The 21033-nt window shown below is 65.0% G+C and carries 21 protein-coding genes and 1 tRNA gene; 17 read left to right on the top strand and 5 right to left on the bottom strand.

What is annotated here, in order from left to right; translation table 11 throughout:
• Positions 1–218: 218 nt before the first annotated feature.
• From CEY08_RS00350 to CEY08_RS00315, 8 genes are all read left to right on the top strand, one after another.
• Complete coding sequence (locus tag CEY08_RS00350; RefSeq protein ID WP_003812968.1) at positions 219–491, top strand: HU family DNA-binding protein; 273 nt, start codon at positions 219–221, stop codon at positions 489–491.
• 155 nt (positions 492–646) lie between these two features.
• Positions 647–722: transfer RNA gene (locus CEY08_RS00345), tRNA-Val, on the top strand.
• 317 nt (positions 723–1039) lie between these two features.
• A complete protein-coding gene (locus CEY08_RS00340) occupies positions 1040–1843 on the top strand; it encodes an energy transducer TonB (RefSeq protein WP_076812209.1) in 804 nt (267 codons plus the stop codon).
• A gap of 1 nt (position 1844) precedes the next feature.
• Entirely contained in the window at positions 1845–2840 is a 996-nt protein-coding gene (locus CEY08_RS00335) for a MotA/TolQ/ExbB proton channel family protein (RefSeq protein ID WP_042792706.1), read from the top strand.
• On the top strand, positions 2840–3322 hold the full coding sequence (locus tag CEY08_RS00330) for an ExbD/TolR family protein (RefSeq protein ID WP_063641614.1): 483 nt from the start codon (positions 2840–2842) through the stop codon (positions 3320–3322). Before CEY08_RS00335 ends, CEY08_RS00330 begins: the two co-directional genes overlap by 1 nt.
• Positions 3323–3387: 65 nt before the next feature.
• Complete coding sequence (locus CEY08_RS00325; RefSeq protein WP_006218435.1) at positions 3388–4059, top strand: response regulator transcription factor; 672 nt, start codon at positions 3388–3390, stop codon at positions 4057–4059.
• 66 nt (positions 4060–4125) lie between these two features.
• A complete protein-coding gene (locus CEY08_RS00320; RefSeq protein WP_223306431.1) occupies positions 4126–5241 on the top strand; it encodes a sensor histidine kinase in 1116 nt (371 codons plus the stop codon).
• Entirely contained in the window at positions 5238–7166 is a 1929-nt protein-coding gene (locus CEY08_RS00315; protein WP_042792707.1) for a potassium transporter Kup, read from the top strand. The genes CEY08_RS00320 and CEY08_RS00315 overlap by 4 nt, the downstream gene beginning before the upstream one ends.
• A gap of 197 nt (positions 7167–7363) precedes the next feature.
• Here CEY08_RS00315 and argG read toward each other — a convergent pair whose 3' ends face one another.
• Together argG and CEY08_RS00305 are read right to left on the bottom strand one after the other, a co-directional pair.
• On the bottom strand, positions 7364–8704 hold the full coding sequence (gene argG, locus CEY08_RS00310) for an argininosuccinate synthase (RefSeq protein WP_042792708.1): 1341 nt from the start codon (positions 8702–8704) through the stop codon (positions 7364–7366).
• Between the two features lie 82 nt (positions 8705–8786).
• Positions 8787–9713 (bottom strand): LysR family transcriptional regulator, encoded by a 927-nt coding sequence (locus CEY08_RS00305; protein ID WP_063641612.1) that lies wholly within the window; start codon positions 9711–9713, stop codon positions 8787–8789.
• Positions 9714–9810: 97 nt separating this feature from the next.
• On the opposite strand from CEY08_RS00305, the gene CEY08_RS00300 reads away from it, so the two are divergent.
• The 4 genes from CEY08_RS00300 to CEY08_RS00285 all read left to right on the top strand — a co-directional run bounded on the left by CEY08_RS00300 (position 9811) and on the right by CEY08_RS00285 (position 12811).
• Positions 9811–10677, top strand: a complete 867-nt coding sequence (locus CEY08_RS00300) for an amidohydrolase family protein (protein ID WP_076812213.1) — start codon at positions 9811–9813, stop codon at positions 10675–10677.
• A 70-nt stretch (positions 10678–10747) separates the two neighbouring features.
• Positions 10748–11701 carry a Bug family tripartite tricarboxylate transporter substrate binding protein gene (locus CEY08_RS00295; protein WP_076812215.1) on the top strand — a complete coding sequence of 318 codons (954 nt, stop codon included), beginning with the start codon at positions 10748–10750 and terminating at the stop codon, positions 11699–11701.
• A gap of 2 nt (positions 11702–11703) precedes the next feature.
• Positions 11704–12234, top strand: a complete 531-nt coding sequence (locus tag CEY08_RS00290) for a carboxymuconolactone decarboxylase family protein (RefSeq protein ID WP_042792711.1) — start codon at positions 11704–11706, stop codon at positions 12232–12234.
• A 13-nt stretch (positions 12235–12247) separates the two neighbouring features.
• Complete coding sequence (locus CEY08_RS00285; RefSeq protein ID WP_084738660.1) at positions 12248–12811, top strand: DUF4286 family protein; 564 nt, start codon at positions 12248–12250, stop codon at positions 12809–12811.
• 70 nt (positions 12812–12881) lie between these two features.
• On the opposite strand, the gene argF is transcribed toward CEY08_RS00285, so the two are convergent.
• Positions 12882–13823: an ornithine carbamoyltransferase gene (gene argF, locus CEY08_RS00280; RefSeq protein ID WP_076817569.1), complete on the bottom strand. Its 942-nt coding sequence runs from the start codon at positions 13821–13823 to the stop codon at positions 12882–12884.
• A gap of 58 nt (positions 13824–13881) precedes the next feature.
• Positions 13882–15063, bottom strand: coding sequence for an aspartate aminotransferase family protein (locus tag CEY08_RS00275; protein ID WP_076812222.1), 1182 nt, complete (start codon positions 15061–15063; stop codon positions 13882–13884).
• A gap of 236 nt (positions 15064–15299) precedes the next feature.
• Between CEY08_RS00275 and CEY08_RS00270 the strand changes: the two genes are divergently transcribed.
• Positions 15300–15590 (top strand): DUF3579 domain-containing protein, encoded by a 291-nt coding sequence (locus CEY08_RS00270; RefSeq protein WP_013392635.1) that lies wholly within the window; start codon positions 15300–15302, stop codon positions 15588–15590.
• A 78-nt stretch (positions 15591–15668) separates the two neighbouring features.
• Here the strand turns inward: CEY08_RS00270 and CEY08_RS00265 are convergent, their stop codons facing one another.
• The gene (locus CEY08_RS00265) at positions 15669–16388 is read right to left on the bottom strand and encodes a GntR family transcriptional regulator (RefSeq protein ID WP_076812225.1); all 720 of its coding nucleotides are present in this window, start codon (positions 16386–16388) and stop codon (positions 15669–15671) included.
• 246 nt (positions 16389–16634) lie between these two features.
• Here CEY08_RS00265 and CEY08_RS00260 point away from each other — a divergent pair, with 246 nt between their 5' ends.
• The 4 genes from CEY08_RS00260 to CEY08_RS00245 all read left to right on the top strand — a co-directional run bounded on the left by CEY08_RS00260 (position 16635) and on the right by CEY08_RS00245 (position 21020).
• The gene (locus CEY08_RS00260; protein ID WP_076812228.1) at positions 16635–17384 is read left to right on the top strand and encodes an aspartate/glutamate racemase family protein; all 750 of its coding nucleotides are present in this window, start codon (positions 16635–16637) and stop codon (positions 17382–17384) included.
• Between the two features lie 73 nt (positions 17385–17457).
• The gene (locus tag CEY08_RS00255) at positions 17458–19035 is read left to right on the top strand and encodes an ABC transporter substrate-binding protein (protein WP_042792715.1); all 1578 of its coding nucleotides are present in this window, start codon (positions 17458–17460) and stop codon (positions 19033–19035) included.
• Positions 19036–19096: 61 nt separating this feature from the next.
• Positions 19097–20089: an ABC transporter permease gene (locus CEY08_RS00250; protein ID WP_063641605.1), complete on the top strand. Its 993-nt coding sequence runs from the start codon at positions 19097–19099 to the stop codon at positions 20087–20089.
• Positions 20079–21020, top strand: coding sequence for an ABC transporter permease (locus tag CEY08_RS00245; protein ID WP_042796869.1), 942 nt, complete (start codon positions 20079–20081; stop codon positions 21018–21020). Before CEY08_RS00250 ends, CEY08_RS00245 begins: the two co-directional genes overlap by 11 nt.
• Positions 21021–21033 lie beyond the last annotated feature (13 nt).

The following is a 21033-nucleotide window of genomic DNA, read 5'->3' as shown; positions in this document are numbered from 1 at the left end:
GGCCTAATACACGTCTGCGTCGCTGACGATTTGAAGGCAATTTGCCATTGAATCTAAGCGGCGCAGCAGTTTAAAAGTTGTGCTTCGCAGCGCAAGAAAAAAGTTTATCCACTGTCTGTTCGTCGTTTGTCGGGTCTTGCGTCTTCAGCGGCGTCCAATCATGACGGCCATGAACTGCACTACCGACAGACTCCATACCTTGTGAGGGGTACACCTGAATGAACAAAACCGAACTCATCGATCACATCGCCAGCAAGGCCGACATCTCCAAGGCTGCCGCTGGTCGTTCGCTCGACGCCCTGATCGGTGCCGTGAAGACCACCCTGAAGAAGGGCGGTACGGTTACGTTGGTTGGCTTTGGCACGTTCGCTGTGTCGGCTCGCGCCGCACGCACCGGCCGTAATCCGCGCACCGGCGAAACCATCAAGATCAAGAAGGCCAAGGTGCCGAAGTTCCGTCCGGGCAAGGCCCTGAAGGATGCCGTCAACTAATGGACGGCAGGCAGATCGCAGGCATTCAGACCTGCTGATTTGCCGACAATTGCGCGGTCCGGTATACTCCGGCCCGCGTATTGCTTTTGAGTGCCCCGGTTGGCAGTTGCTTGTACGGATTTTTCGCGAATTTCGTCTTGAGGCTGCATCAGAATGGGTGCTTAGCTCAGTTGGTAGAGCGGCGCCCTTACAAGGCGTAGGTCACAGGTTCGACCCCTGTAGCACCCACCAAAAGCCCAGGCTGTATCCGATACGCGCTCCGCACAAAACCCGCACACGTCATGGTGGCGGGTTTTTTGTTTTTGGCGTTGATCTGTCGCCGTGCTGCTCCATGCGCGTGGGTCGCTGCCTGTAGTGTCCGCCTCGAGACGCATCGCTTGAATCCATTGATCCAGGTCAGAAATGTAGGACCGGATCAGATGAAATAGGACGTGCGAATCATTCGCATTTAAGATATTATTGTGGGCTTGTACCGGTCAGCCGGCGTCGCCATCGCGTGTGCGTCTTTCCCTGGCTGGCCGGATAAGTCAATGCACCCTGGCTGATTCATGCCTAGTTTTCAACGCGGTTGGAATTCATCTTCGCGCTCTTCATTCGGTATACGCGCAGGCGCTGGCCTGACGGTCCTGGCGCTTCATGCGGCAGTGATCGGCGCCATCTTCATGGCCCCCGAGAATCGCCCTGAACTCGAGGAACCGGAAGCCATCATGGTGAGCGTGGTGGATGCGCCCATTCCCCAGATCGCCAAGGCCGAGCCGACTCCCGAGGAACAGCAGCCGGTGACGGAAACACCGCCGGAGCCGCAGCCCGAGGTTGAACCCGAGCCCGAGCCTGAACTCAAGCCCGAGCCGGAGCCTGAACCCGAACCGGAACCGGTGGTTGAAAAGCCGCCGATGCCGGCGCCCAAACCCAAGCCCAAGCCGCAGCCCAAGCCTAAACCCAAGCCCGAGCCCAAGCAGGACGTCAAGCCCGAGCCCAAGCCCGAACCGCCCAAGGCGCCGCCCAGCGGCGCGCCCGAGGGCACGCAGGCGCCGCAAGGGCCGCAGCAGGGGCCGCCGCCGGACCAGCCGGTGCTGGTGTCCAGCATCGAGTTCCAGGGCGCGCGTCCGATGCCCAATTACCCGATGGCTTCGCGGCGCATGCGGGAGGAGGGCCGAGTGGTCGTGTTGGTCGAGATCAATACCCAGGGGCTGGTCGAGCGGGCAACCATCGACGCATCCTCGGGCTTTCCGCGCTTGGACGAATCGGCGCTGGCAGCCGCCCGCAAGGGCCGTTTCAAACCGTATACCCGTAACGGCGTGGCCTATCCCGCCAAAGCCAAAATTCCGTTCGATTTCGTAATGAGGAACTGAGATGTCCAACGCACTGCATAGCGCCACCCTGGTGGCGCAGGCGACCACCAGCCCGGCGGCGCCGGCTGCCGCCGCCGCTGCGCCCTCCGCGGCTGGGGCCGCGCCCGCAGCCCAACAAGCCGCCGAGACGGTCGGTGCCGCGGCTCAGCAAGCCGCTGGCGCCGTTCAGCAATCGGCCGACGCGCTGCACGGCGCCGCTGCCGCGCTGCCCTCGGCGTTGCCGGCCGCTCCGGCTCCCGCCGCGGTTCCCGACATGGGCTTTCTGCACTTTGTGGCGCAGAGCGACTTCGTCGGCAAGAGCCTGTTCATCATCCTGATCCTGATGTCGCTGGTGACCTGGTATCTGATCCTGGTCAAGGTCGCCAGCAACGTCAGCATGCGCAAGCGCTCGGCGGATTTCCTCAACAAGTTCTGGAATGCCAGTTCGCTTGAACAGGTCGAAAACGAGATCGTCACGCATGGCGCCCGCGATCCGTTCTCGCACCTGGCCAGCCACGCCATGCATGCGCAGGCGCATCACAACAAGTTCGGCGCGACCAAGCTGGAAGAGTCGGGCAGCAATTCGGATTTCGTCACGCGCACCATGCGCAAGGTGATCGACGAAGAAACCGCCAAGCTGGAAAACGGCCTGACCGTGCTGGCTTCGGTGGGTTCGACGGCGCCCTTCGTAGGTCTGTTCGGCACGGTTTGGGGCGTGTACCATGCCCTGGTCGGCATCGGCCTGTCCGATGGCGTGACCATCAACCGTATCGCCGGTCCGGTGGGTGAAGCGCTGATCATGACGGGCCTGGGCCTGGCGGTCGCCATTCCCGCGGTGCTGGCTTACAACACCTTCGTGCGCAACAACCGCGTGTTCCTCTCGCGCCTGGATGCTTTCGCGCATGATTTGTTCGCGTTCCTGACCACCGGCCAGCAAGTCGCGCTGTCCGACGGCAAGGTGCGCGCCCTGCGCCGCCAGGGCGGCAATGGCGCAGTGGCTCAACGCGGGAGCGAATAATGGCCTTTGGCAGCTTCGAGGGCAAAGGGTCCGGAAGCCATACGGTTTCCGAGATCAACATGGTGCCCCTGATCGACGTCATGCTGGTGCTGCTGGTGATCTTCATCATCACCGCGCCGCTGCTGGCGCATTCGATCAAGATCAACATGCCCCAGGTGGCCGCCGAGCAGATCGAGGAAGAGCCCAAGACCGTCGACCTGGCCATCGACGCCAGCGGCGCGTTGTTCTGGGACGAGAAGCCGGTCAATATCGACGACCTGCCCAACCGCTTCAAATCGATCGCCGGCACCAAGCCGCAACCCGAGATCCGCATCCGCGCGGACCAGAACACCCGCTACGAGACGCTGGCCAAGGTCATGGCCTCGGCGCGCCGTTCGGGCATGACGCGCATCGGGTTCGTCACCACGCCGCCCTCGGGCGGCGCCGCGGGCGCGGCAGCTCCTGCCGCTGGCGGGGCCGCCCCCGCTCCGTCCGCACCTTGAACGCTTCCCGGCCCCGGGGCGCATTTCGCGCCCCGCTCCGGCCGGGATCGCGCTAGAATCGCCGCATGCGAGTTCTGGTAATCGAAGACGACACCACCCTGGGCCATGCGCTCCAGGAATTTCTGGCCGACCAAGGCTATGCGGTCGACTGGCTGACCGAGGGCGACCGGGTTCTGGGTGCCTTGGCAGGCCAGCCCTATGACCTGATGCTGCTCGACCTCAACCTCCCGGGCATGAGCGGCCTGGACGTGCTGCGGCAATTGCGCCAGGACGGCAATCAGGTCCCCGTGCTGATCCTCACCGCCCGCGATGGCATCGAGGATCGCGTCGCCGGCCTGGACGCCGGCGCCGACGATTACGTCACCAAACCTTTCGAACTTCCCGAGCTGGCGGCGCGTGTGCGCGCTTTCGGCCGGCGTCGCGCCGGCCAGGCGCAGCCGCTGATCGAAGTCGGTCCGCTGGTGTTCGATACCGTCGGCCGCGAGGTCCGCGCCAATGGCCAGCGCCTGTCCTTGTCGGTGCGCGAGCTCTCCGTCCTGGAAATGCTGATGGCCCGCGTCGGCCGTGTCGTGACCAAGCGCCAGATCGTGAACTCGCTTTCGGCCTGGGATGCCGACTTCAGCGAAAACGCCGTCGAAGTCTATGTGTACCGCCTGCGCAAACGCCTTGAGGGCACAGGCGCCAGCATCCAGACGGTGCGCGGCTTTGGCTACATGCTGGATGTGGAAACGGCCTGACGGCCCGGCTACGGCCGGATTGCGCCGGCCGAGCGCATCCATCCGCCTAGGCGAGGGCATTGCGTCATGATGCAGGAACGCACTCCTACCGCTACCCCGGTTGCCCGTCCTTTGCTCCCCTCCCGTTCGCTTGCGCGGCATCTGGTCATCCGCCTGATGCCGCCGATCCTGCTGCTGGTCCTGCTGGACCTGGCGGCTACCTGGGTCATCACGCACAAGATCGACATGTCGCTCTGGATGCTGGAAGATTTCTTCTGGCTGATGGTGGTGGGGCAGGTGGCGCTGATCGCGCTGTTCACATGGGTCGTGGTGCAGGGCGTGCGATCCGGGCTGCGTTCGGTAAACCACCTTTCCGAAGAGATCAGGCAACGTTCCATCGACGACATGCAGCCGCTCGAAGTGGCCGGCGTGCCGGTCGAGATCGAGCCGCTGGTCACGCACACCAATGACTTGCTGCTGCGCCTGGATGCCTCGCTGGCGGCGCAGCGGCGCTTTATTGGCCATGCCGCGCATCAGTTGCGCACGCCCTTGTCCGGGCTGCGCCTGGAGTCCGAATTAATGCTGGCGCGTCCCTTGCCCGACGACGTGCGAGCTCGGGCTGAACGAATCAAGGCCGTGAGCGACCGCATGATACGCCTGGGCCAGCAGCTGCTGGTCCTGGCGCGCGCCGACCCCAACGCCCGCCCGCAAGACAGTTTCGTGCGCATCGACTTGTGTGAATGGGTGCGGGCGCACGGCGCGGAATGGTTTCCGCGGGTGCGCGAGGCGCACTATGAACTGGACCTGGTTGCTCCCGACGCGCCCATCTGGATCGACGCCGATCCCTTATTGCTGGCCGAGCTGCTGGGCAATCTCATCGACAATGCGCTGCGCTACGGCAACAAGACCGGCCGCATCACGCTGATCGTCGGTGCGAATCCGCCGTCGCTGACCGTGGAGGACGACGGGCCTGGGATTTCGCCGGACGAGCGCGAACGCGTATTCGAGGCTTTCTATCGTTCGCCCACGGCGACCGCGGGCGGGTCCGGCCTGGGCCTGGCCATTGTGCGGGAAATCGCCCACGCGCATGGCGCCTGGTGGAAGCTCACCAGCCGCCCGGACTTTGCAGGAACACGGCTGTCCGTCGTGTTTCCCGGCCCTCGCAAGGGGGCCCAACTTACTCGTCAAGAACCGACATCATGAGCCAAGGTTCGGTCAGCGTACCTACGTCGTCCAATGCGCAAGCCCCGGGCGGCCACGCCCCCTCGTCGCGGGCCGCACTCATCCTGGGGGCGCTGGGCGTGGTGTATGGCGATATCGGCACCAGTCCTCTTTATACGTTGCGGGCCTGTTTGACGGGCTTGAGCGTGCACACCGACTTGGAGCCTGCGCACCTGCTGGGCGTGCTGTCCATCCTGTTCTGGATGCTGATGGTAGTGGTGTCGTTCAAGTACGTGACCCTGGTGCTGCGCGCCGACAACCGCGGCGAGGGCGGCACGCTGGCCCTGCTGGAACTGGCAGTGCGCGGGCGCGAAGGCAAGCTGCGCTGGGTACTGATCGTGCTGGGAATCTTCGGGGCGGCGCTGTTCTATGGCGACAGCATGATCACGCCCGCGATTTCGGTGCTCTCGGCGCTGGAAGGGATAGGCATCGTGTCGCATCAGCTGGACGCCTGGGTCGTGCCGCTGTCGCTGGTGGTGCTGATCGCGCTGTTCGCGATCCAGTCGCACGGCACGGGCGCCATGGGCAAGCTGTTCGGCCCGGTGATGTTGCTGTGGTTCGGCACGCTGGCCGCGCTGGGCGGCTGGCAGATCTGGCAGACGCCGGAAGTGCTGCGGGCGCTGAATCCGATGTGGGGATTGCGCTTCATCGTCGAGTTTCCCTGGATCAGCTTCGTTCTGCTGGGCGCGGTGGTGCTGGCTCTGACCGGCGCCGAGGCGCTGTATGCAGACATGGGCCACTTTGGCCGTCCGGCGATCCGCCGGGCCTGGTTCAGCATGGTGCTGCCGGCCTTGACGCTGTGCTATTTCGGGCAGGGCGCACTGTTGCTGCGCGACCCGACCGCGATACGCAATCCGTTCTTCATGATGGCCCCGGAATGGGGGCTGGCTCCGCTGGTGGCGTTGGCAACCGTCGCGACCATCGTGGCTTCCCAGGCCGTGATCTCGGGCGCCTATTCGGTTACCCGCCAGGCGGTGCAACTGGGTTTCTGGCCGCGCATGCAGATCCTGCATACCTCGGCCATCGAGAAGGGCCAGATCTATCTGCCGCAGGTCAATGCGCTGCTGCTGTGCGCGGTGCTGATCCTGGTCCTGCTGTTCCGCAATTCGGACAACCTGGCTGCCGCTTATGGTTTCGCGGTGACGGGCACGATGTTCACGACGTCGGTGCTGGCTTTCGCGGTGTTGCCGCGCGGTTCGACCGGCCTCAAGCGTGTGCTGTGGATGGTGGCGCTGGGCCTGTTGCTGTTGTTCGACGTGCTGCTGTTTTCGGCCAACGTATTCAAGATCCACGAGGGCGGCTGGCTGCCGCTGCTGGTGGCGATCGTGGTGTTCACGCTGATGATGACGTGGCGTCGTGGCCGCCGGCTGCTGTCCGAGATGCAGCAGCGGGACCGCCAGCCGCTCAAGGAATTCATGTCGCAGCTCGAAGAGTATCCGCCGTCGCGGGTGCCGGGCACCGCGATCTTCATGACGATGAATTCCGGCAATGTGCCGCCGGCGTTGCTGCACAACCTGAAGCACAACAAGGTGCTGCACGACCATGTGCTGTTCCTGACCATCCTGGTGGCGGATGTGCCCTATGTATCGGCCGAGGAGCGCTTCTCCGTGACCAAGCTGTCGGCATCGAGCTGGCAGGCGACGATCAACTACGGCTTCAAGGAAGACCCGGATGTGCCGGAGGCGTTGCGGCTGGTGGCCGAGGCGTATCCGGAGATCGATCTGGAGCCGATGCGTACGTCGTATTTCCTGTCGCGGCAGACCGTGGTGGCAGCGAAGAAGCCGGCCTTGTGGCGGTGGCGGCGTGCCGTGTTTTCCTTCATGGCGCGCAATTCGACGCGGAGCACCAAGTTTTTCAAGATTCCGGCCAATCGGGTGGTGGAGATGGGGATGCAGGTGGAGCTTTAGGCTACTGCTTGCTGCTTGACGGCGCGTTGCATTCTTTTGACGCCTGGGGCGGGTTTGGTGGAGGATATTGCGGGGCTTGCCCCCTGCCGGCCGCGCGGGCGGCCTCTGGGGGCTTGGGTGTGTCTTGCGATTGGTGTTTGTAAAGCAAAAAGCCCTTCGGCATGCCGAAGGGCTTTCTGGTTTTTGGCGTTGAAGAATTACTTCTTCTTGCCTTCGTCGCTCAGCTGGGGCAGCGAGGTGCCGGAGGAGGCGAGCAGGCCGGTCTTTACGTAGGTGAAGAGCTTGCCGCGGGTGTCGACGATGTCGAGGTTGCGCATGGTGAGCTGACCGATGCGGTCCGCGGGAGTGAACGGAGCGTTTTCGACCTTTTCCATGGACAGACGCTCGGGAGCGTAGGTCAGGTTGGGCGATTCGGTGTTCAACAGCGAGTAGTCATTACCGCGGCGCAGTTCGATCGTGACTTCGCCGGTGACGGCGCGCGCGACCCAGCGCTGGGCGGCTTCGCGCAGCATGATGGCTTGCGGGTCGAACCAGCGGCCTTGGTACAGCAGGCGGCCCAGCTTGCGGCCGCTTTCGCGGTACTGCTCGATGGTGTCTTCGTTGTGGATGCCGGTGACCAGGCGTTCGTAGGCGATGAAGAGCAGGGCCAGGCCCGGGGCTTCGTAGATGCCGCGGCTCTTGGCCTCGATGATGCGGTTTTCGATCTGGTCGCTCATGCCCAGGCCGTGGCGGCCGCCGATGCGGTTGGCTTCGAGCATCAGTTCGACCGGGTCGCTGTATTCCACGCCGTTCAGGGCGACCGGATGGCCTTCCTCGAAGCGGACGGTGACTTCCTCGGCCTTGACGGCGACGTCGTCGCGCCAGAAGGCGACGCCCATGATGGGCTTGACGATGCGGATGCCGGAGTTCAGATGCTCCAGGTCCTTGGCTTCGTGGGTGGCGCCCAGCAGGTTGGAGTCGGTGGAATAGGCCTTCTCAGCCGACATCTTGTAGTCGAAGCCGGCTTGGCGCATGTATTCCGACATTTCGGAACGGCCGCCGAGCTCGTCGATGAAGCGCTGGTCCAGCCAGGGCTTGTAGATCTTCAGGTCCGGGTTGGTCAGCAGGCCGTAGCGGTAGAAGCGCTCGATGTCGTTGCCCTTGAAGGTGCTGCCGTCGCCCCAGATGTTGACGTCGTCTTCCTTCATGGCGGCCACCAGCATCGTGCCGGTGACTGCGCGGCCGATCGGGGTGGTGTTGAAGTAGGTGATGCCGGCGGTCGAGATGTGGAACGCGCCCGATTGCAGGGCGGCGATGCCTTCGGCCACCATCTGCGCGCGGCAGTCGATCAGGCGGGCCTTCTCGGCGCCGTAGGCCATGGCCTTGCGCGGGATCTCGTCATAGTCGGACTCGTCGGGCTGGCCCAGGTTCGCGGTGTAGGCGTAGGGGATGGCGCCGTTGTTGCGCATCCACAGGAGCGCCGCGCTGGTGTCCAGGCCGCCGGAGAAGGCGATGCCGACCTTCTGGCCGGTGGGAAGGTTCGGGAGGATAGTGGTCATTGTTTGAAGTGAGACGCCAACAGGACTTTGACAGCAGACTTTGACAGCAGCTAGCCGCCAAACAAGAAAAACAGACTCTATTTTAACTCTTTTGGTGGGAGCGGCCCGGCGGGGCGAACAGCGCCGGCAGCTCCAGCCGCCGGATCAGGAGCGCGGTGGCGGTAGCGAGCCGCGTGGCCGGCCGGTGGCGGGCGCTGGCCAGCACCAGGTTGTTGGTGATGGTGGGGGCCACGATGTCGCACAGCGACAGTTCGTGTTCCGCGGCGGGACCGCGCGCTGCCGAGCGCGGCAGGATGGCGTAGGCGTCGCCCTGGGCGGCCAGCTCGACGATGGTCTGGACCGCGTCGACCTCGACGGCGATGGTCAGGCGCACCCCTTGGGCGCGGCACACGCTCTCGACCAGGGTGCGGATGGCGTTGGGCAGGCTGGGCACGACCAGCGGGTAGCTGCCCAGTTCCGCCACCGCGATGCTTGGGGGCAGGGCGGGCCGGTGTCCGGCCGCGGCCACCAGCACCAGGTCTTCGCGGAACAGGGATTCATAGGCGAGCTGGGGCGAGGGCGCCGGGTCGTAGAGCAGAGCCAGGTCGACCCGCCCGGCCAGCAGCCATTCGCGCACCTGGGCGCTCAGGCCTTCGGCCACGGCAATGGAGGCCTCCGGGAAGCTGCGGCGGAAGGCCTGGACCAGCGGTGGCGTCAGCACCCGCGCGATCCGGGGCGGCAGGCCCACGACGACCTTGCCGGTGGGCGTTTCGCGCAGGGTTTGCAGGTCTTCCTTGGCACGTTCGGCCAAGGTGAGCAGGGCGCGCGCGTGTTCCAGAAAGCGCAGCCCGGCCTCGGTGGGCTCGGCGCCGCGTCCGTTGCGGTAGAGCAGGTGCTGGCCGAGCTCCAGTTCCAGCAGGCGCACCTGGCGGCTGAGCGTGGGCTGGGCCACATCCAGCATTTCGGCCGCGCGGGAGAAGCTGCGCCTCTCGGCCACACGCAGGAAGTACTCGATTTGCTTGAGGTCCATAAGATATTTGGAAAATCTATATCTGAAATCAAAGATATAGCATTGTTGGGAGGCGAGCAATCCGGGACCATGGCGTTTTCAACGTAGGAACCCGCCCGTGTCCGATTGCCGTCCTCCGCTCGCGTCGCCGTCCCGCCCCCGTCACGCTTTGCCGCCGGGCGCGTGCGATGCGCATTGCCACGTATTCGGGCCGGCGGACGTATTCCCATATGCCGAAGGCCGTTCGTACACCCCGCCGGACGCGCCCTACCAGGCCATGGCGGCGCTGCATGAGCGCCTGGGCGTGGAGCGCGCGGTGGTGGTGCAAGCCAATTGCCATGGATCGGATCATCGTGCCTTGCTGGACGCGCTTGCCCGCAGCGCAGGGCGTTATCGCGGCGTGGCGCTGCTGGGGGCGGATGCCACCGAGGCCGCCGTCAGCCAACTGCATGATGGCGGCGTGCGCGCGGCCCGCTTCAACTTCGTGCCGCATCTGGGCGGCGCGCCGGATCCGGCGGTCTTTGACCGGGTGGTGGCGCTGATTGCGCCCCTGGGCTGGCATCTGTGCCTGCATCTCGACGGCGCGATGTTGCCTGAGTTGCTGCCGCGCCTGACGGCGCTGCCGCTGCCTTTCGTGGTCGATCACATGGGGCGCCTGAAGGCGGGCGACGGGCTGGAGTCGCCGGCGATGAGGGCGTTGCTGGACCTGTCGAGCGTGCCGCAAGCCTGGGTCAAGGTGTCGGGCATCGACCGCATCTCGTCCGGCAAGCGGCCGTTCGCGGAGGGCCTGCCCTTCGTGCGAGCGCTGGCCGAGGCTTTGCCCGACCGCTGCCTGTGGGGCACGGATTGGCCGCATCCGAACGTGGCGGGCGACATGCCCGACGACGGCGAGCTGGTCGACCTGCTTTTTGATGCCTGTCCCGACGCGGCCCTGCGCCAGCGCATCCTGGTGGACAACCCGGCGCGGCTGTACGGATTCGAGTAGGCGCGGCAAACGCGGCCGCCATCAGACGGTGCGTGCAAGACAAGAAAATTCCATTCAATCAGGAGACATCATGTTCAAGAAAATACTGTCCGCCGGCTTGCTGAGCCTGGCCGCCCTGGGCGCAGCCCGGGCCGAGGGGCCCGTGCGCCTCATCATTGCCTTTCCCCCTGGCGGGCCGGTGGACCTGGTCGGCCGGGTACTGGCCGAGCAGCTGGGCAAAGAGCTCAAGCAGCAGGTCATCGTGGAGAACAAGGCCGGCGCCAATGGCAACATTGCCGCGGCCTACGTGGCCAAGGCGCCCGCCGATGGCTCGGTGCTGTTCCTGACCAGCGTGGGGGCGGTCGCGATAAGCCCGGCGCTGTACAAGGACTTGCCGTACGATCCTGCGCGCGATTTCGCACCCGTGTCCAAGGTGGTGAACAACGCCACGGTGTTCGTGGTGAACCCCTCCAATCCGGCGGTCGACGCGGCGGACTTCGTCAAGAAGTCGCAGGCCGCGACGCAATCCGTCGCGATTGGCTCGTCCGGCATAGGCAGCATTCCCCACCTGACCCTGGAAATGTTCGCCGACGCCAGCAAGGCGAACGTGATGCACGTGCCCTACAAGGGCGCCGCTCCGGTCATCAACGACGTGATGGGCAACCAGGTGTCGGGATTCTTTGGAGATGTGCCCGGTCTGATCGGCCATATCCAGGGCGGCAAGCTCAAGCCGCTGGGTATCGCCGCGCCGACCCGCCACCCTCTGCTACCCGAGGTCAAGACCCTGGCCGAGCAGGGCATCGCCGGAGTGGAATCCAACAACTGGTATGGCATCGTCGCTCCTGCCGCTACCCCGCCGGCCACCATCGACAAGCTCAACCAGGCCGTGCGCGCCGCGCTGGGGGCGGAGAGCGTGCGTGCCCGCCTGGAGAAGTTTGGCGCCCAGGCCGCGCCTGGCAGCCCGCAGGAACTGGCGAACCTGATCGCGTCCGATCGTGAGAAATGGACCGCGCTGATCCAGCGCAAGAACATCCGTCCGGAGTGAAGATGAACGCATGCAGAGTAGGGTTGGTGACGCCGGGCACGCGCCCGGAACTGGCTGACGTCGAGGCGCGGATTGCGGCGGCGCGCGGGCGCATTTCGCCCCTGTACCAGGTGCTGCTGAACAGTCCGGCCGTGGTGCAGGGGTGGGAAGCCATGCTGACCGCGATCCGCCTGAATACGGCCGTGCCGCCGCGCCTGCGCGAGCTGATCATCCTGCGGGTGGCGACGTTGAACAACGCGCCCTATGAGTTCGAGGCGCATGTGCCGCACGCGCTGGCTGCGGGAATGCCGCAGACGCTGGTCGACGCGTTGCGCGGCGGTCCGGCTGCGTCGGCGCTGCAGGGCCTGGAGCCGGGCGAGGCCGAGGTGCTGGCGCTGACGGACGCCATGACGCGCGACATCGAGGTACCCGATGCAGTGTTCGCGCCGCTGCGGGCGCGCTACGATGACACGCTGCTGGTGGAGCTGGCCGCCACCGTCGGCGCGTACAACATGGTGTCGCGCTTCCTGGTGGCCTTGCGCGTCGGGCATTGAAAAGGAGATGACTGTGCCGGAAACCGTATTGCTGGTGTCGCTGGGAGAACGCTTCGACGAGCCGCGCGGCCGCGATCTTGCGCAGACGCTGACCCAGGGACTGGAGGGCGTGCGCGCCGCCGCGTATGCCGCCGTGGACGAGGACGAGACCTACGTCTATCTGCATGGACCCGCAGCGTCCTTGCCGGAGGTTCTCGCGCGTCTGGCCGAGAGTTTTCCGGGCGCGCGGGCGCGCGTACTGCATCCCACGCTGGAGCTCGCTGGCGCCTCGGCGGGACAGGACGCGCCTTGGCACTACGTCGTGGAAACCGACGTGCTACCCGAGGCAGAGGCCGACTTGAACGCCTGGTACGACCAGGAACACCTGCCGGGCCTGGCTTCGGTGCCGGGCACCGTGCGCGCCATGCGCTTTGAATGCCGCGATGAATCGCCGCGCTATCTGGCGTGCTACGACCTGCATACGCGCGAGACTTTCGGCAGCCCGCCCTGGCTGGTCGTGCGCGCCAGCGACTGGAGCAGCCGCGTGCGACCGTCGTTCCGCAACACCCGCCGGACCATGTTCAAGCGGATCGCCTAGGCGTTGCCCGCGCAAGAAAAAAGGCCTGCGCATCGAAAGATGCGCAGGCCTTTATTTTGCTGCGGGGGCCTTACTTGATCTGGCCCAGCAGCAGGAACTCCATCAGCGCCTTTTGCACGTGCAGGCGGTTTTCGGCTTCGTCCCAGACCACGCTTTGCGGGCCGTCGATGACTTCGCCCGTGACTTCCTCGCCGCGGTGGGCGGGCAGGCAATGCATGAACACGGCTGCGGGATCGGCGGCGGCCATCATTTCGGCGTCCACGCACCAGTCGGCGAAGGCAGCGCGGCGCTCTTCGTTTTCGGCTTCATAGCCCATACTGGTCCATACGTCGGTGGTGACCAGGTGCGCGCCCTTGCAGGCTTCCATGGGGTCCTTGAACTGGCGCAGCACCTTGGCTAGCGGAGTGCCGATGCGCGAGGCTTCGAGCTCGTACCCGGCCGGGGTGGACACATGCAGCGTGAAGCCCAGCATTTCGGCGGCCTGCAGCCAGGTGTATGCCATGTTGTTGGCGTCGCCCACCCAGGCTACCGTCTTGCCGGCGATGGGGCCGCGGTGCTCGATGTAGGTGAAGATGTCCGCCAGGATCTGGCAGGGGTGGAATTCGTTGGTCAGGCCGTTTATCACGGGCACGCGCGAATGCGAGGCGAAGCGCTCGATGCGCGTTTGCTCGAACGTGCGGATCATGACGATATCGACCATGCGCGAAATGACGCGCGCGGTGTCTTCGATGGGCTCGGAGCGGCCCAGCTGCGAATCGTTGGAGGTCAGGTTGATGACCGAACCGCCCATCTGGTACATGCCGGCCTCGAACGACACGCGAGTGCGCGTGCTGGCCTTTTCGAACACCATCGCCAGCGTGCGGTCGTGCAGCGGCATGTGGGGTTCATAGCGCTTGAACTTGTCCTTGATCAGGCGTGCGCGGTCCAGCACATAGGCGATCTCGGCGGACGAGAAGTCCTTGAACTGCAGGAAGTGCCGCAACGGGCCGTTTTGGGTCGTGGGAGGAGTCATGGTGATGTCGCAGGTCATAGGGCCCGGCCAGGCTCATGGCCCGGACGGGACGTTGATTTTATGGTGTTTCGGCCAGGAATTCCTGGATGAGCGGAACCAGGATGGCGACGATGCGGTCGGCTTCGTCACGGCTGAGGATCAGCGGCGGCAACATGCGGATGACGCGGTCGCGCGTAACGTTGATGAGCAGCCCTGCCTCCATGGCGCGCATGGCGAGCACGCCGCAGGGGCGGGCAAGCTCGATGCCCAGCATCAGGCCTCGGCCTCGGATTTCGGTGACGCCCCGCGTGCCGGCCAAGGCATTGGCCAGGGCGGCTTGCAGGTGCTGGCCCACGGTGTGGGCGTTGTCCAGCAATCTTTCGGATTCCAGCGCGTCCAGTACGGCCAGCCCGGCCGCGCACACCAGCGGACCGCCGCCGAACGTGGTGCCATGGCTGCCGGGCGTGAGGACGCCGGCGGCGGGGCCGGCGGCAAGCATGGCGCCGATGGGCACGCCGCCCGCCAGGCCCTTGGCCAGGGTCATGACGTCGGGCACGATGTCGGCCCACTGGTGGGCGAACCATTTGCCGGTGCGGCCGATGCCGGACTGGACTTCGTCGATCATCAGCAGCCAGCCGCGCTCGGTGCAGAGTCGGCGCACTTCCTGGAGATAGGCGATATCGGAGGGGCGGATGCCGCCTTCGCCTTGCAGCACTTCAAGCAGAACGGCGGCCACGCGCGGTTCAGCGTCGCCGGCGGAGCGCACCGCGTCCACGCTGTTGTAGGGCACCTGGATGAAGCCCGAGGGCAGCGGTTCGAAGCCTTTGCGCGCCTTTTCGCTTCCCGTGGCCGCCAGCGTGGCCAGGGTGCGGCCATGCCAGGACGAATCCATGGTGATGATGTGGGCGTGCTTGTTGCCGCGCTGGTAGGCGTAGTAGCGCGCCAGCTTGATCGCGGCTTCGTTGGCTTCGGAGCCGCTATTGTTGAACGCGACTTCCTGCATGCCGGACAGTTCGGTCAGGCGGGCGGCCAGCGCGGTCTGCTGCGGCACTTCGTAGATGTTCGAGGTATGGATGACGCGGGCGGCCTGCTCGCTGATGGCTGCCACCAACTTCGGATGGGCGTGCCCCAGGCAGGACACGCCGATGCCAGCCAGCGCGTCCAGGTACTTGCGGCCCTGGTCATCCCACAGCCAGACTCCCTGGCCGTGCGTGAACGCTACGGGCAGCCGTGAGTAGATGTTGGCCAGAGGCGAGGTCATTGCGGATCCTCCTGGGGATGAAGCGGATTTCGCCGGGACTGGCCGGAGTTCCTGTCGGAAGCTGCCGGTCTGGAGCTGCGGGCCGGAAGTTGCCTGCCTGGCAGCCGGTTTCCCCGGGCGAATCGCTTTTTGAAAGAGGGCAAAGGATCAATCATATACAATTCGCGGCGCAGGGCGCATGTTTGATCACGCCGAAGATCCGGCTTTCGTGAAGGGCGCGCTGTAGTGAAGAACTCATGGCAACTCGCGTCAGACAATTCGTAATTCATGGCGTTACCGAAAGCGGTAGCCGCTTTCGCCCCAGCGACTGGGCGGAACGGCTCGCCGGCGTAATGGCACAATTCCGGCCCGCCGGCTGTGCCGGTAACCACCTCACCTATTCGCCCTATGTGCTGCCCGTCGTGATCGACGGCGTGCGCGGGATCGTGGTCGATTTGCGTTTGCGCGATCTGGAACCGCTGGCGTACAAGTTCGTGGTGGATTTCGCTCGCGACAACAACCTCAAGACGGAAGAACGCGAAATCTAGCCTTCCTGAACCAAAAAGCGCCCGAACCGGGCGCTTTTTCGTTGGGGGCTGCGGCACGCCCGTCGGGCGGGGCCGCCCCTACGTGCCGTAACGGTCCAGGATCTTGCGGATATCGCGCACGCCCGGGCCGTCCGCGGTCAGCAGGGCGCGCGCGGTCACCGACTCCAGGTGATGCTCCAGCAGGTGCAGCACGTGCTTTTCGTCGCGCGCGCGCAAGCCCGTCACGATCTCCATATGTTCGCTGACCGCGCATTCGCTCGAATGCGGACGGCCGTAAAGGGCCAGGATCAGCGAGCAGCGCGACACGATTTCATTGACATAGCGCGCATACACGGCGTTGCCCGAGAGCTCCGCCATCAGGATGTGGAATTCTCCGGACAGCCGGATGGACTCGTTGGTGCTGTTGCGCTTGCGGGCTTCCTCTTCCTGGGCAACGTGCTGCTCCAGCCGGGCCAAACCGGCTTCTGTGATGTGCTGCAGCAGCCGGCGCGCGACGTCGCGTTCCAGGCAGCGGCGCGCCTCGAAGATGTCATGCGCCTCTTCCAGGCTGGGCCGGGCCACCGCGGCACCGCGATTCGGCCGCAAATCCACCAGCCCTTCGCTGAACAGGCGCGTCAGCACGCCCCGCACGATGGTTCGACTGACGCCGAAACGCTCGCCGATGATGTCCTCGGGCAGCTTGTCGCCGGGTAGCAGGGCCTGCTCGATGATGGCGCGGCGCAAGTTTTTGTATACGATTTCGTTGCGGCTGACGTCTTTCTTGGCGGGCTCGTTGGCCGGTGGCGCGAGGGACTTCATCTTCTTCTTTGGCTCCTATGCCTGCGCGCTTTCAGAGTATTGGAATAGTGCGGCAGACGCTGCCGGCGCGCATTTTTCTCAGTGCGGAAAGCATACTACACCCTGGGCTAAGGGTTAGCGATAGCTTGTCGCCGCAATTGTGCGGAGTACATTGGCGACATAAATCGTATACAAGTTTTTATACAAAACAATCTGGATTGTCTTAAAAGAATCTTATTGTTTGTATACAAATCAAAAGGCTGATCCATGTCCGCAGTACCCCAGGCCGCCGCCACCGCGCAGTCCGTTTCTTCGCCATACCGCCTGTTGGTGGTCAATGGCAACACGACGTCCGAACTGACCTCCAGCCTGGCCAGTCAGGCCGAGGCCTTTTACGGCGGTTCGGTCCATATCCATGCCGTCACGGCCGGGTTCGGCCCTGCCTATATCGCCAGCCGGGCGGAGGCGGCCATCGCTGCCCACGCCGTGCTGGACGTCGTGGAGAAGGCGGTGGAAACGCCGGCTGGGTTCGACGCCTGCCTGCTGGCGTGTTTCGGCGAGCCCGGCATCGGCGCGGTGCGCGAACGCCTGGATGTGCCCGTCGTCGGCATGGCCGAGGCCTCGATCATGAGCGCCATGCAGCGGGGCGACCGCTACGCCATCGTGACAGTGGGGCAGCGCTGGCCCGGCATGCTGCGTGAACTGATCCGCCAACTGGGGCTGGAGTCCCGGTGCGCCGCCATCCTGGCCCTGCCGGGCAATGCCCTGGACTATGTCTCGCGTTCGGCGGAGTCCGCGCTGCACGTCAGCCGGGCGCTGGACGCCGCAGTGGCGCAGGGAGCGGACGTCGTCATCGTGGCCGGCGCCGCGCTGGCCGGCTACCTGCCCAGCCTGCCGCGCCTGCCTGCCGTTCCCATCATCGATTCCTACCGCGCCGCCCTGGCCCAGGTGCTCGCGCTTGCGTCCCTGGAGCGCGCGCAGCGTTTGTCTCTCATCCGCGCGGACGCGCATTCCTAGCTTTTTGCCGTACCCACCGCGCCGGGCACGACCCCGGCGAGATCAGACCGATACACAAGGGAGAGTTGCAGCCATGAAGACTTTGCTCAAGTGGACCGCGGGCGCCGTGATCGCGCTGTCGGCCATGACCGGGGCCAGCGCCGCCAACACGTTGAAGTGGGGCGCCGCCCGGGACCTGGATTCGCTGGATCCGTATTCCTACGGCAGCACGTTCAACCTCGCGTTCCTGAACCATGTGTACGAAGCGCTGATCCGCTATGACGACAAGTTCAACATCACGCCCGCCTTGGCGGAATCCTGGGAGAGCACCTCGCCCACGGTATTGCGTTTTCACTTGCGCAAAGGGGTGAAGTTCCACAATGGCGCGCCGTTTTCGGCGGACGACGTGGTGGCTTCGATGACCCGTGTTTCGGATGACGCCTCGCCATTGAAGGGCAACCTGCCGGCCTTCAAGGCGGTGCGCAAGGTGGACGATTACACGGTGGATATTGAAATGACGCATCCGTACCCGCTGATGCTCAATGACCTGACCAACATCTTCATCTTCAACCGCCAGTGGCTGGTGGACAACAACAGCCTGAAGCCCACCGACGCCGCCAAGAAGATCGAAGGCTACGCCACGCACAACGCCAACGGCACCGGCCCCTTCAAGGTGGAGTCCTACCGTCCCGACACGCGCACCGTGCTGGTCGTCAACCCGGGGTGGTGGGACAAGCCGCGCCACAATCTGGACCGCATCGAATTCACGCCCATCGCCTCCGCGCCCACGCGGGTGGCGGCCTTGCTGTCGGGCGACATCAACTTTACCGAGAATGCGCCGCTGCAGGACCTGGACCGGCTGCGCGCGGCAACCAACGTCAAGGTGCTGGCCTCCACCGAGCTGCGCACGCTGTACTTCGGCTTCAACCTGGGCGACAAGCTGGTCGGCTCCAACATCACCGACAAGAACCCGTTGAAGGATCTGCGGGTGCGCCAGGCGCTGTACATGGCTTTGTCGCCGGAGCTGATCCAGAAGCGCGTGATGCGCGGCCTGTCGCGTACGACGGGCGCGCTGGTGGCGCCATCCATTCCGGGCTACGAGCCCAAGCAGGAAGAGCGCCTGCCGTTTGACGCCGCCCGCGCCAAGAAGTTGTTGGCCGAGGCCGGCTACCCGGACGGATTCACGGTGTCGCTGCTGTGCTCGAACGATATGTTCGTCAACGAGGAGGAAATCTGCCAGGCGGCTGCGTCCATGTGGGCGCGTATTGGCGTCAAGGCCTCGCTGGCCAGCGGCCCGCGCTCCCTGCAGAACCCCAAACGTTCGCGTGGCGAGTTCGACATCACCATCCATGGCTGGGCCAACGAGCCGCAGATCGACGCGCTTTCCATCCTGCTGCAGGTGATGCACAGCCGCAGCGGCCCCGCTGGCGTCTTCAACTGGGGGCAATGGGGCGATCCGGCGCTGGACGCCAGGATCGATGCGGCCGCGGCCGAAATGGACCGTCCCAAGCGCGTGCAGATGATGGCCGGCGTGCTGCAGACGCTGCACGACGACGTGCGCTTCGTGCCGTTGCATCAACAGCCCATGGCCTGGGCCGTGGGCCAGAACGTGGGTGAAGTCCTCCAGATGCCGGACAACAAGGCGCGCCTGTGGACTGTGCGCATGCAATGACGCCGCAAGCCGCCGCCCGCCGGCGGTCCTGGGAACGACAACGGTCTGAAGGGAGCCGCAGATGTTGGCATTCATAGTGAGAAGGGTCTTTAACGCAGTCGGCGTCATGCTGGCGGTAGCGTTGCTGGCCTTTGTGATCTTCCGGTTCGTCGGCGACCCCGTCGACATGATGCTCAATGAGCAGGCCTCGCAGACGCAGCGCGATGAACTGCGCGAACGGCTGGGCCTGAACGCTTCCGTGGGCATGCAGTTCGTGCATTTCGTGACCAACGCGGCCCAGGGGGAATTCGGTATTTCCTACCGTAACCAGCAAGACGTGTTCGCGCTGGTGGCCGAGCGCTTTCCTGCGACGTTCGAACTGGTCCTGATGGCGACGCTGCTGTCGCTGATCATCGGCGTGCCGCTAGGCGTGCTGACCGCCATCTACCGCAAGTCGCGGCTGGCGCAGGCGCTGCAGTTCGTCTCCATCCTGGGCATATCGCTGCCCAGCTTCGTGGTGGGGATCATGCTGATCCTGATCTTTTCGGTGCAACTGGGCTGGCTGCCGGGCTTCGGGCGCGGCGACACGGTGAAGATAGGCTGGTGGACCACAGGCCTGCTTACGCCGTCGGGGCGCGCCGCGTTGGTACTGCCGTCTATCACGCTGGCGCTGTTCCAGATCACCTTGATCATGCGCCTGGTGCGGGCCGAGATGCTGGAGACGCTGCGCACCGAGTTCATCAAATTCGCGCGGGCGCGCGGTCTGCCGGACCGGGTGGTGCATTTCCGGCTGGCCCTGCGCAATTGCCTGATGCCCGTGATCACCGTGACCGGCATGCAGATCGGCAACCTGATCGCCTTCGCGCTGATTACGGAAACGGTGTTCCAGTGGCCGGGAATGGGGTTGCTGTTCATCCAATCGGTCATGTTCGTGGACATTCCTGTCATGGCCGCCTACCTGGTGATCGTGTCCTTCATCTTCGTGGCGTTGAACACGCTGGTGGACATGATGTATGGCGTGGTCGATCCGCGCCTGCGCAGCCAGCACGTCAAGGGGGGAGCCAATGCTCACTAAACCATTTGCCGGAGCGGGCGAGGGCCGGCTTGCACGCTTCCTTCGAAGCGATCTGTGGTGGAGCCTGCGCCAGGACTACGTGGCCATGGGGGCGGGCATCGTGTTGCTGGCCGTGGTGTTGCTGGCGGTGTTCGCGCCCTGGATCGCGCCGCAGAATCCGTATGACCTGGCGCAGTTGGACCTGCTGAACGCGGAGTTGCCGCCCGTCTGGGAGGCCGGCTCGGATCCGCAGTTCCTGCTGGGCACGGACACGCAGGGCCGCGATGTCTGGTCCGCCATCCTGTACGGTTCCCGCATGTCGCTGGTGATCGGACTGGCGACCGTGGTGCTGTCGTTGGCGATCGGTCTGCTGGTGGGGCTGGCGGCCGGCTATTTCGGCGGCTGGATCGACAACGCGCTGATGCGCCTGGGCGACACGCTGCTCAGCATCCCGACCATTCTGGTCGCGATCCTGGTCACGGCGGTGTTCCGCCAGCTGCTGCCGCCCGGGATGCGCGAAACGCTGTCCGCGGTGATCCTGATCCTGGCGATCTCGATGACCAACTGGGTGCAATACGCGCGGACGGTGCGGGCCTCGGCACTGGTGGAGCGGGGCAAGGAGTACGTGCAGGCCGCGCGCCTGATCCGGGTGAGTTCGCTGCGCATCATGCTGACGCACATCCTGCCCAACACGTTGACGCCGGTCATGGTGACCGCCACGCTGAACCTGGGCCTGGCGATCCTGATCGAGGCCACGCTCAGTTTCCTGGGCGTGGGCATGCCCCCTACCGAGCCTTCGCTGGGCACGCTGATCCGCCTGGGCAACCAGTTCCTGTTTTCGGGACAGTGGTGGGTGGTGGTGTTTCCCGCGCTGTACCTGAGCCTGATCGTGCTGGTCGTGAACTTGCTGGGCGATTGGCTGCGCGATGCCCTGAACCCCCGTTTGCGCTGAACGCAAACCGACA

This window comes from Achromobacter insolitus, assembly GCF_002209555.1.
GTDB lineage: Bacteria > Pseudomonadota > Gammaproteobacteria > Burkholderiales > Burkholderiaceae_B > Achromobacter > Achromobacter insolitus.
Note: the sequence above shows the minus strand (reverse complement) of the source record. Positions and strands in the feature narration are given on the sequence as shown.

What these genes read in the sequence shown, in the direction of transcription:
- CEY08_RS00250 (WP_063641605.1), top strand. Translation starts at nt 19,097, where the DNA reads ATGTTGGCATTCATAGTGAGAAGGGTCTTTAACGCAGTCGGCGTCATG.
- CEY08_RS00295 (WP_076812215.1), top strand. Translation starts at nt 10,748, where the DNA reads ATGTTCAAGAAAATACTGTCCGCCGGCTTGCTGAGCCTGGCCGCCCTG.
- argG (WP_042792708.1), bottom strand. Translation starts at nt 8,704, where the DNA reads ATGACCACTATCCTCCCGAACCTTCCCACCGGCCAGAAGGTCGGCATC.
- CEY08_RS00320 (WP_223306431.1), top strand. Translation starts at nt 4,126, where the DNA reads ATGATGCAGGAACGCACTCCTACCGCTACCCCGGTTGCCCGTCCTTTG.
- CEY08_RS00255 (WP_042792715.1), top strand. Translation starts at nt 17,458, where the DNA reads ATGAAGACTTTGCTCAAGTGGACCGCGGGCGCCGTGATCGCGCTGTCG.
- argF (WP_076817569.1), bottom strand. Translation starts at nt 13,823, where the DNA reads ATGACTCCTCCCACGACCCAAAACGGCCCGTTGCGGCACTTCCTGCAG.
- CEY08_RS00275 (WP_076812222.1), bottom strand. Translation starts at nt 15,063, where the DNA reads ATGACCTCGCCTCTGGCCAACATCTACTCACGGCTGCCCGTAGCGTTC.
- CEY08_RS00265 (WP_076812225.1), bottom strand. Translation starts at nt 16,388, where the DNA reads ATGAAGTCCCTCGCGCCACCGGCCAACGAGCCCGCCAAGAAAGACGTC.
- CEY08_RS00350 (WP_003812968.1), top strand. Translation starts at nt 219, where the DNA reads ATGAACAAAACCGAACTCATCGATCACATCGCCAGCAAGGCCGACATC.
- CEY08_RS00290 (WP_042792711.1), top strand. Translation starts at nt 11,704, where the DNA reads ATGAACGCATGCAGAGTAGGGTTGGTGACGCCGGGCACGCGCCCGGAA.
- CEY08_RS00245 (WP_042796869.1), top strand. Translation starts at nt 20,079, where the DNA reads ATGCTCACTAAACCATTTGCCGGAGCGGGCGAGGGCCGGCTTGCACGC.
- CEY08_RS00325 (WP_006218435.1), top strand. Translation starts at nt 3,388, where the DNA reads ATGCGAGTTCTGGTAATCGAAGACGACACCACCCTGGGCCATGCGCTC.
- CEY08_RS00335 (WP_042792706.1), top strand. Translation starts at nt 1,845, where the DNA reads ATGTCCAACGCACTGCATAGCGCCACCCTGGTGGCGCAGGCGACCACC.
- CEY08_RS00315 (WP_042792707.1), top strand. Translation starts at nt 5,238, where the DNA reads ATGAGCCAAGGTTCGGTCAGCGTACCTACGTCGTCCAATGCGCAAGCC.
- CEY08_RS00330 (WP_063641614.1), top strand. Translation starts at nt 2,840, where the DNA reads ATGGCCTTTGGCAGCTTCGAGGGCAAAGGGTCCGGAAGCCATACGGTT.
- CEY08_RS00305 (WP_063641612.1), bottom strand. Translation starts at nt 9,713, where the DNA reads ATGGACCTCAAGCAAATCGAGTACTTCCTGCGTGTGGCCGAGAGGCGC.
- CEY08_RS00270 (WP_013392635.1), top strand. Translation starts at nt 15,300, where the DNA reads ATGGCAACTCGCGTCAGACAATTCGTAATTCATGGCGTTACCGAAAGC.
- CEY08_RS00340 (WP_076812209.1), top strand. Translation starts at nt 1,040, where the DNA reads ATGCCTAGTTTTCAACGCGGTTGGAATTCATCTTCGCGCTCTTCATTC.
- CEY08_RS00260 (WP_076812228.1), top strand. Translation starts at nt 16,635, where the DNA reads ATGTCCGCAGTACCCCAGGCCGCCGCCACCGCGCAGTCCGTTTCTTCG.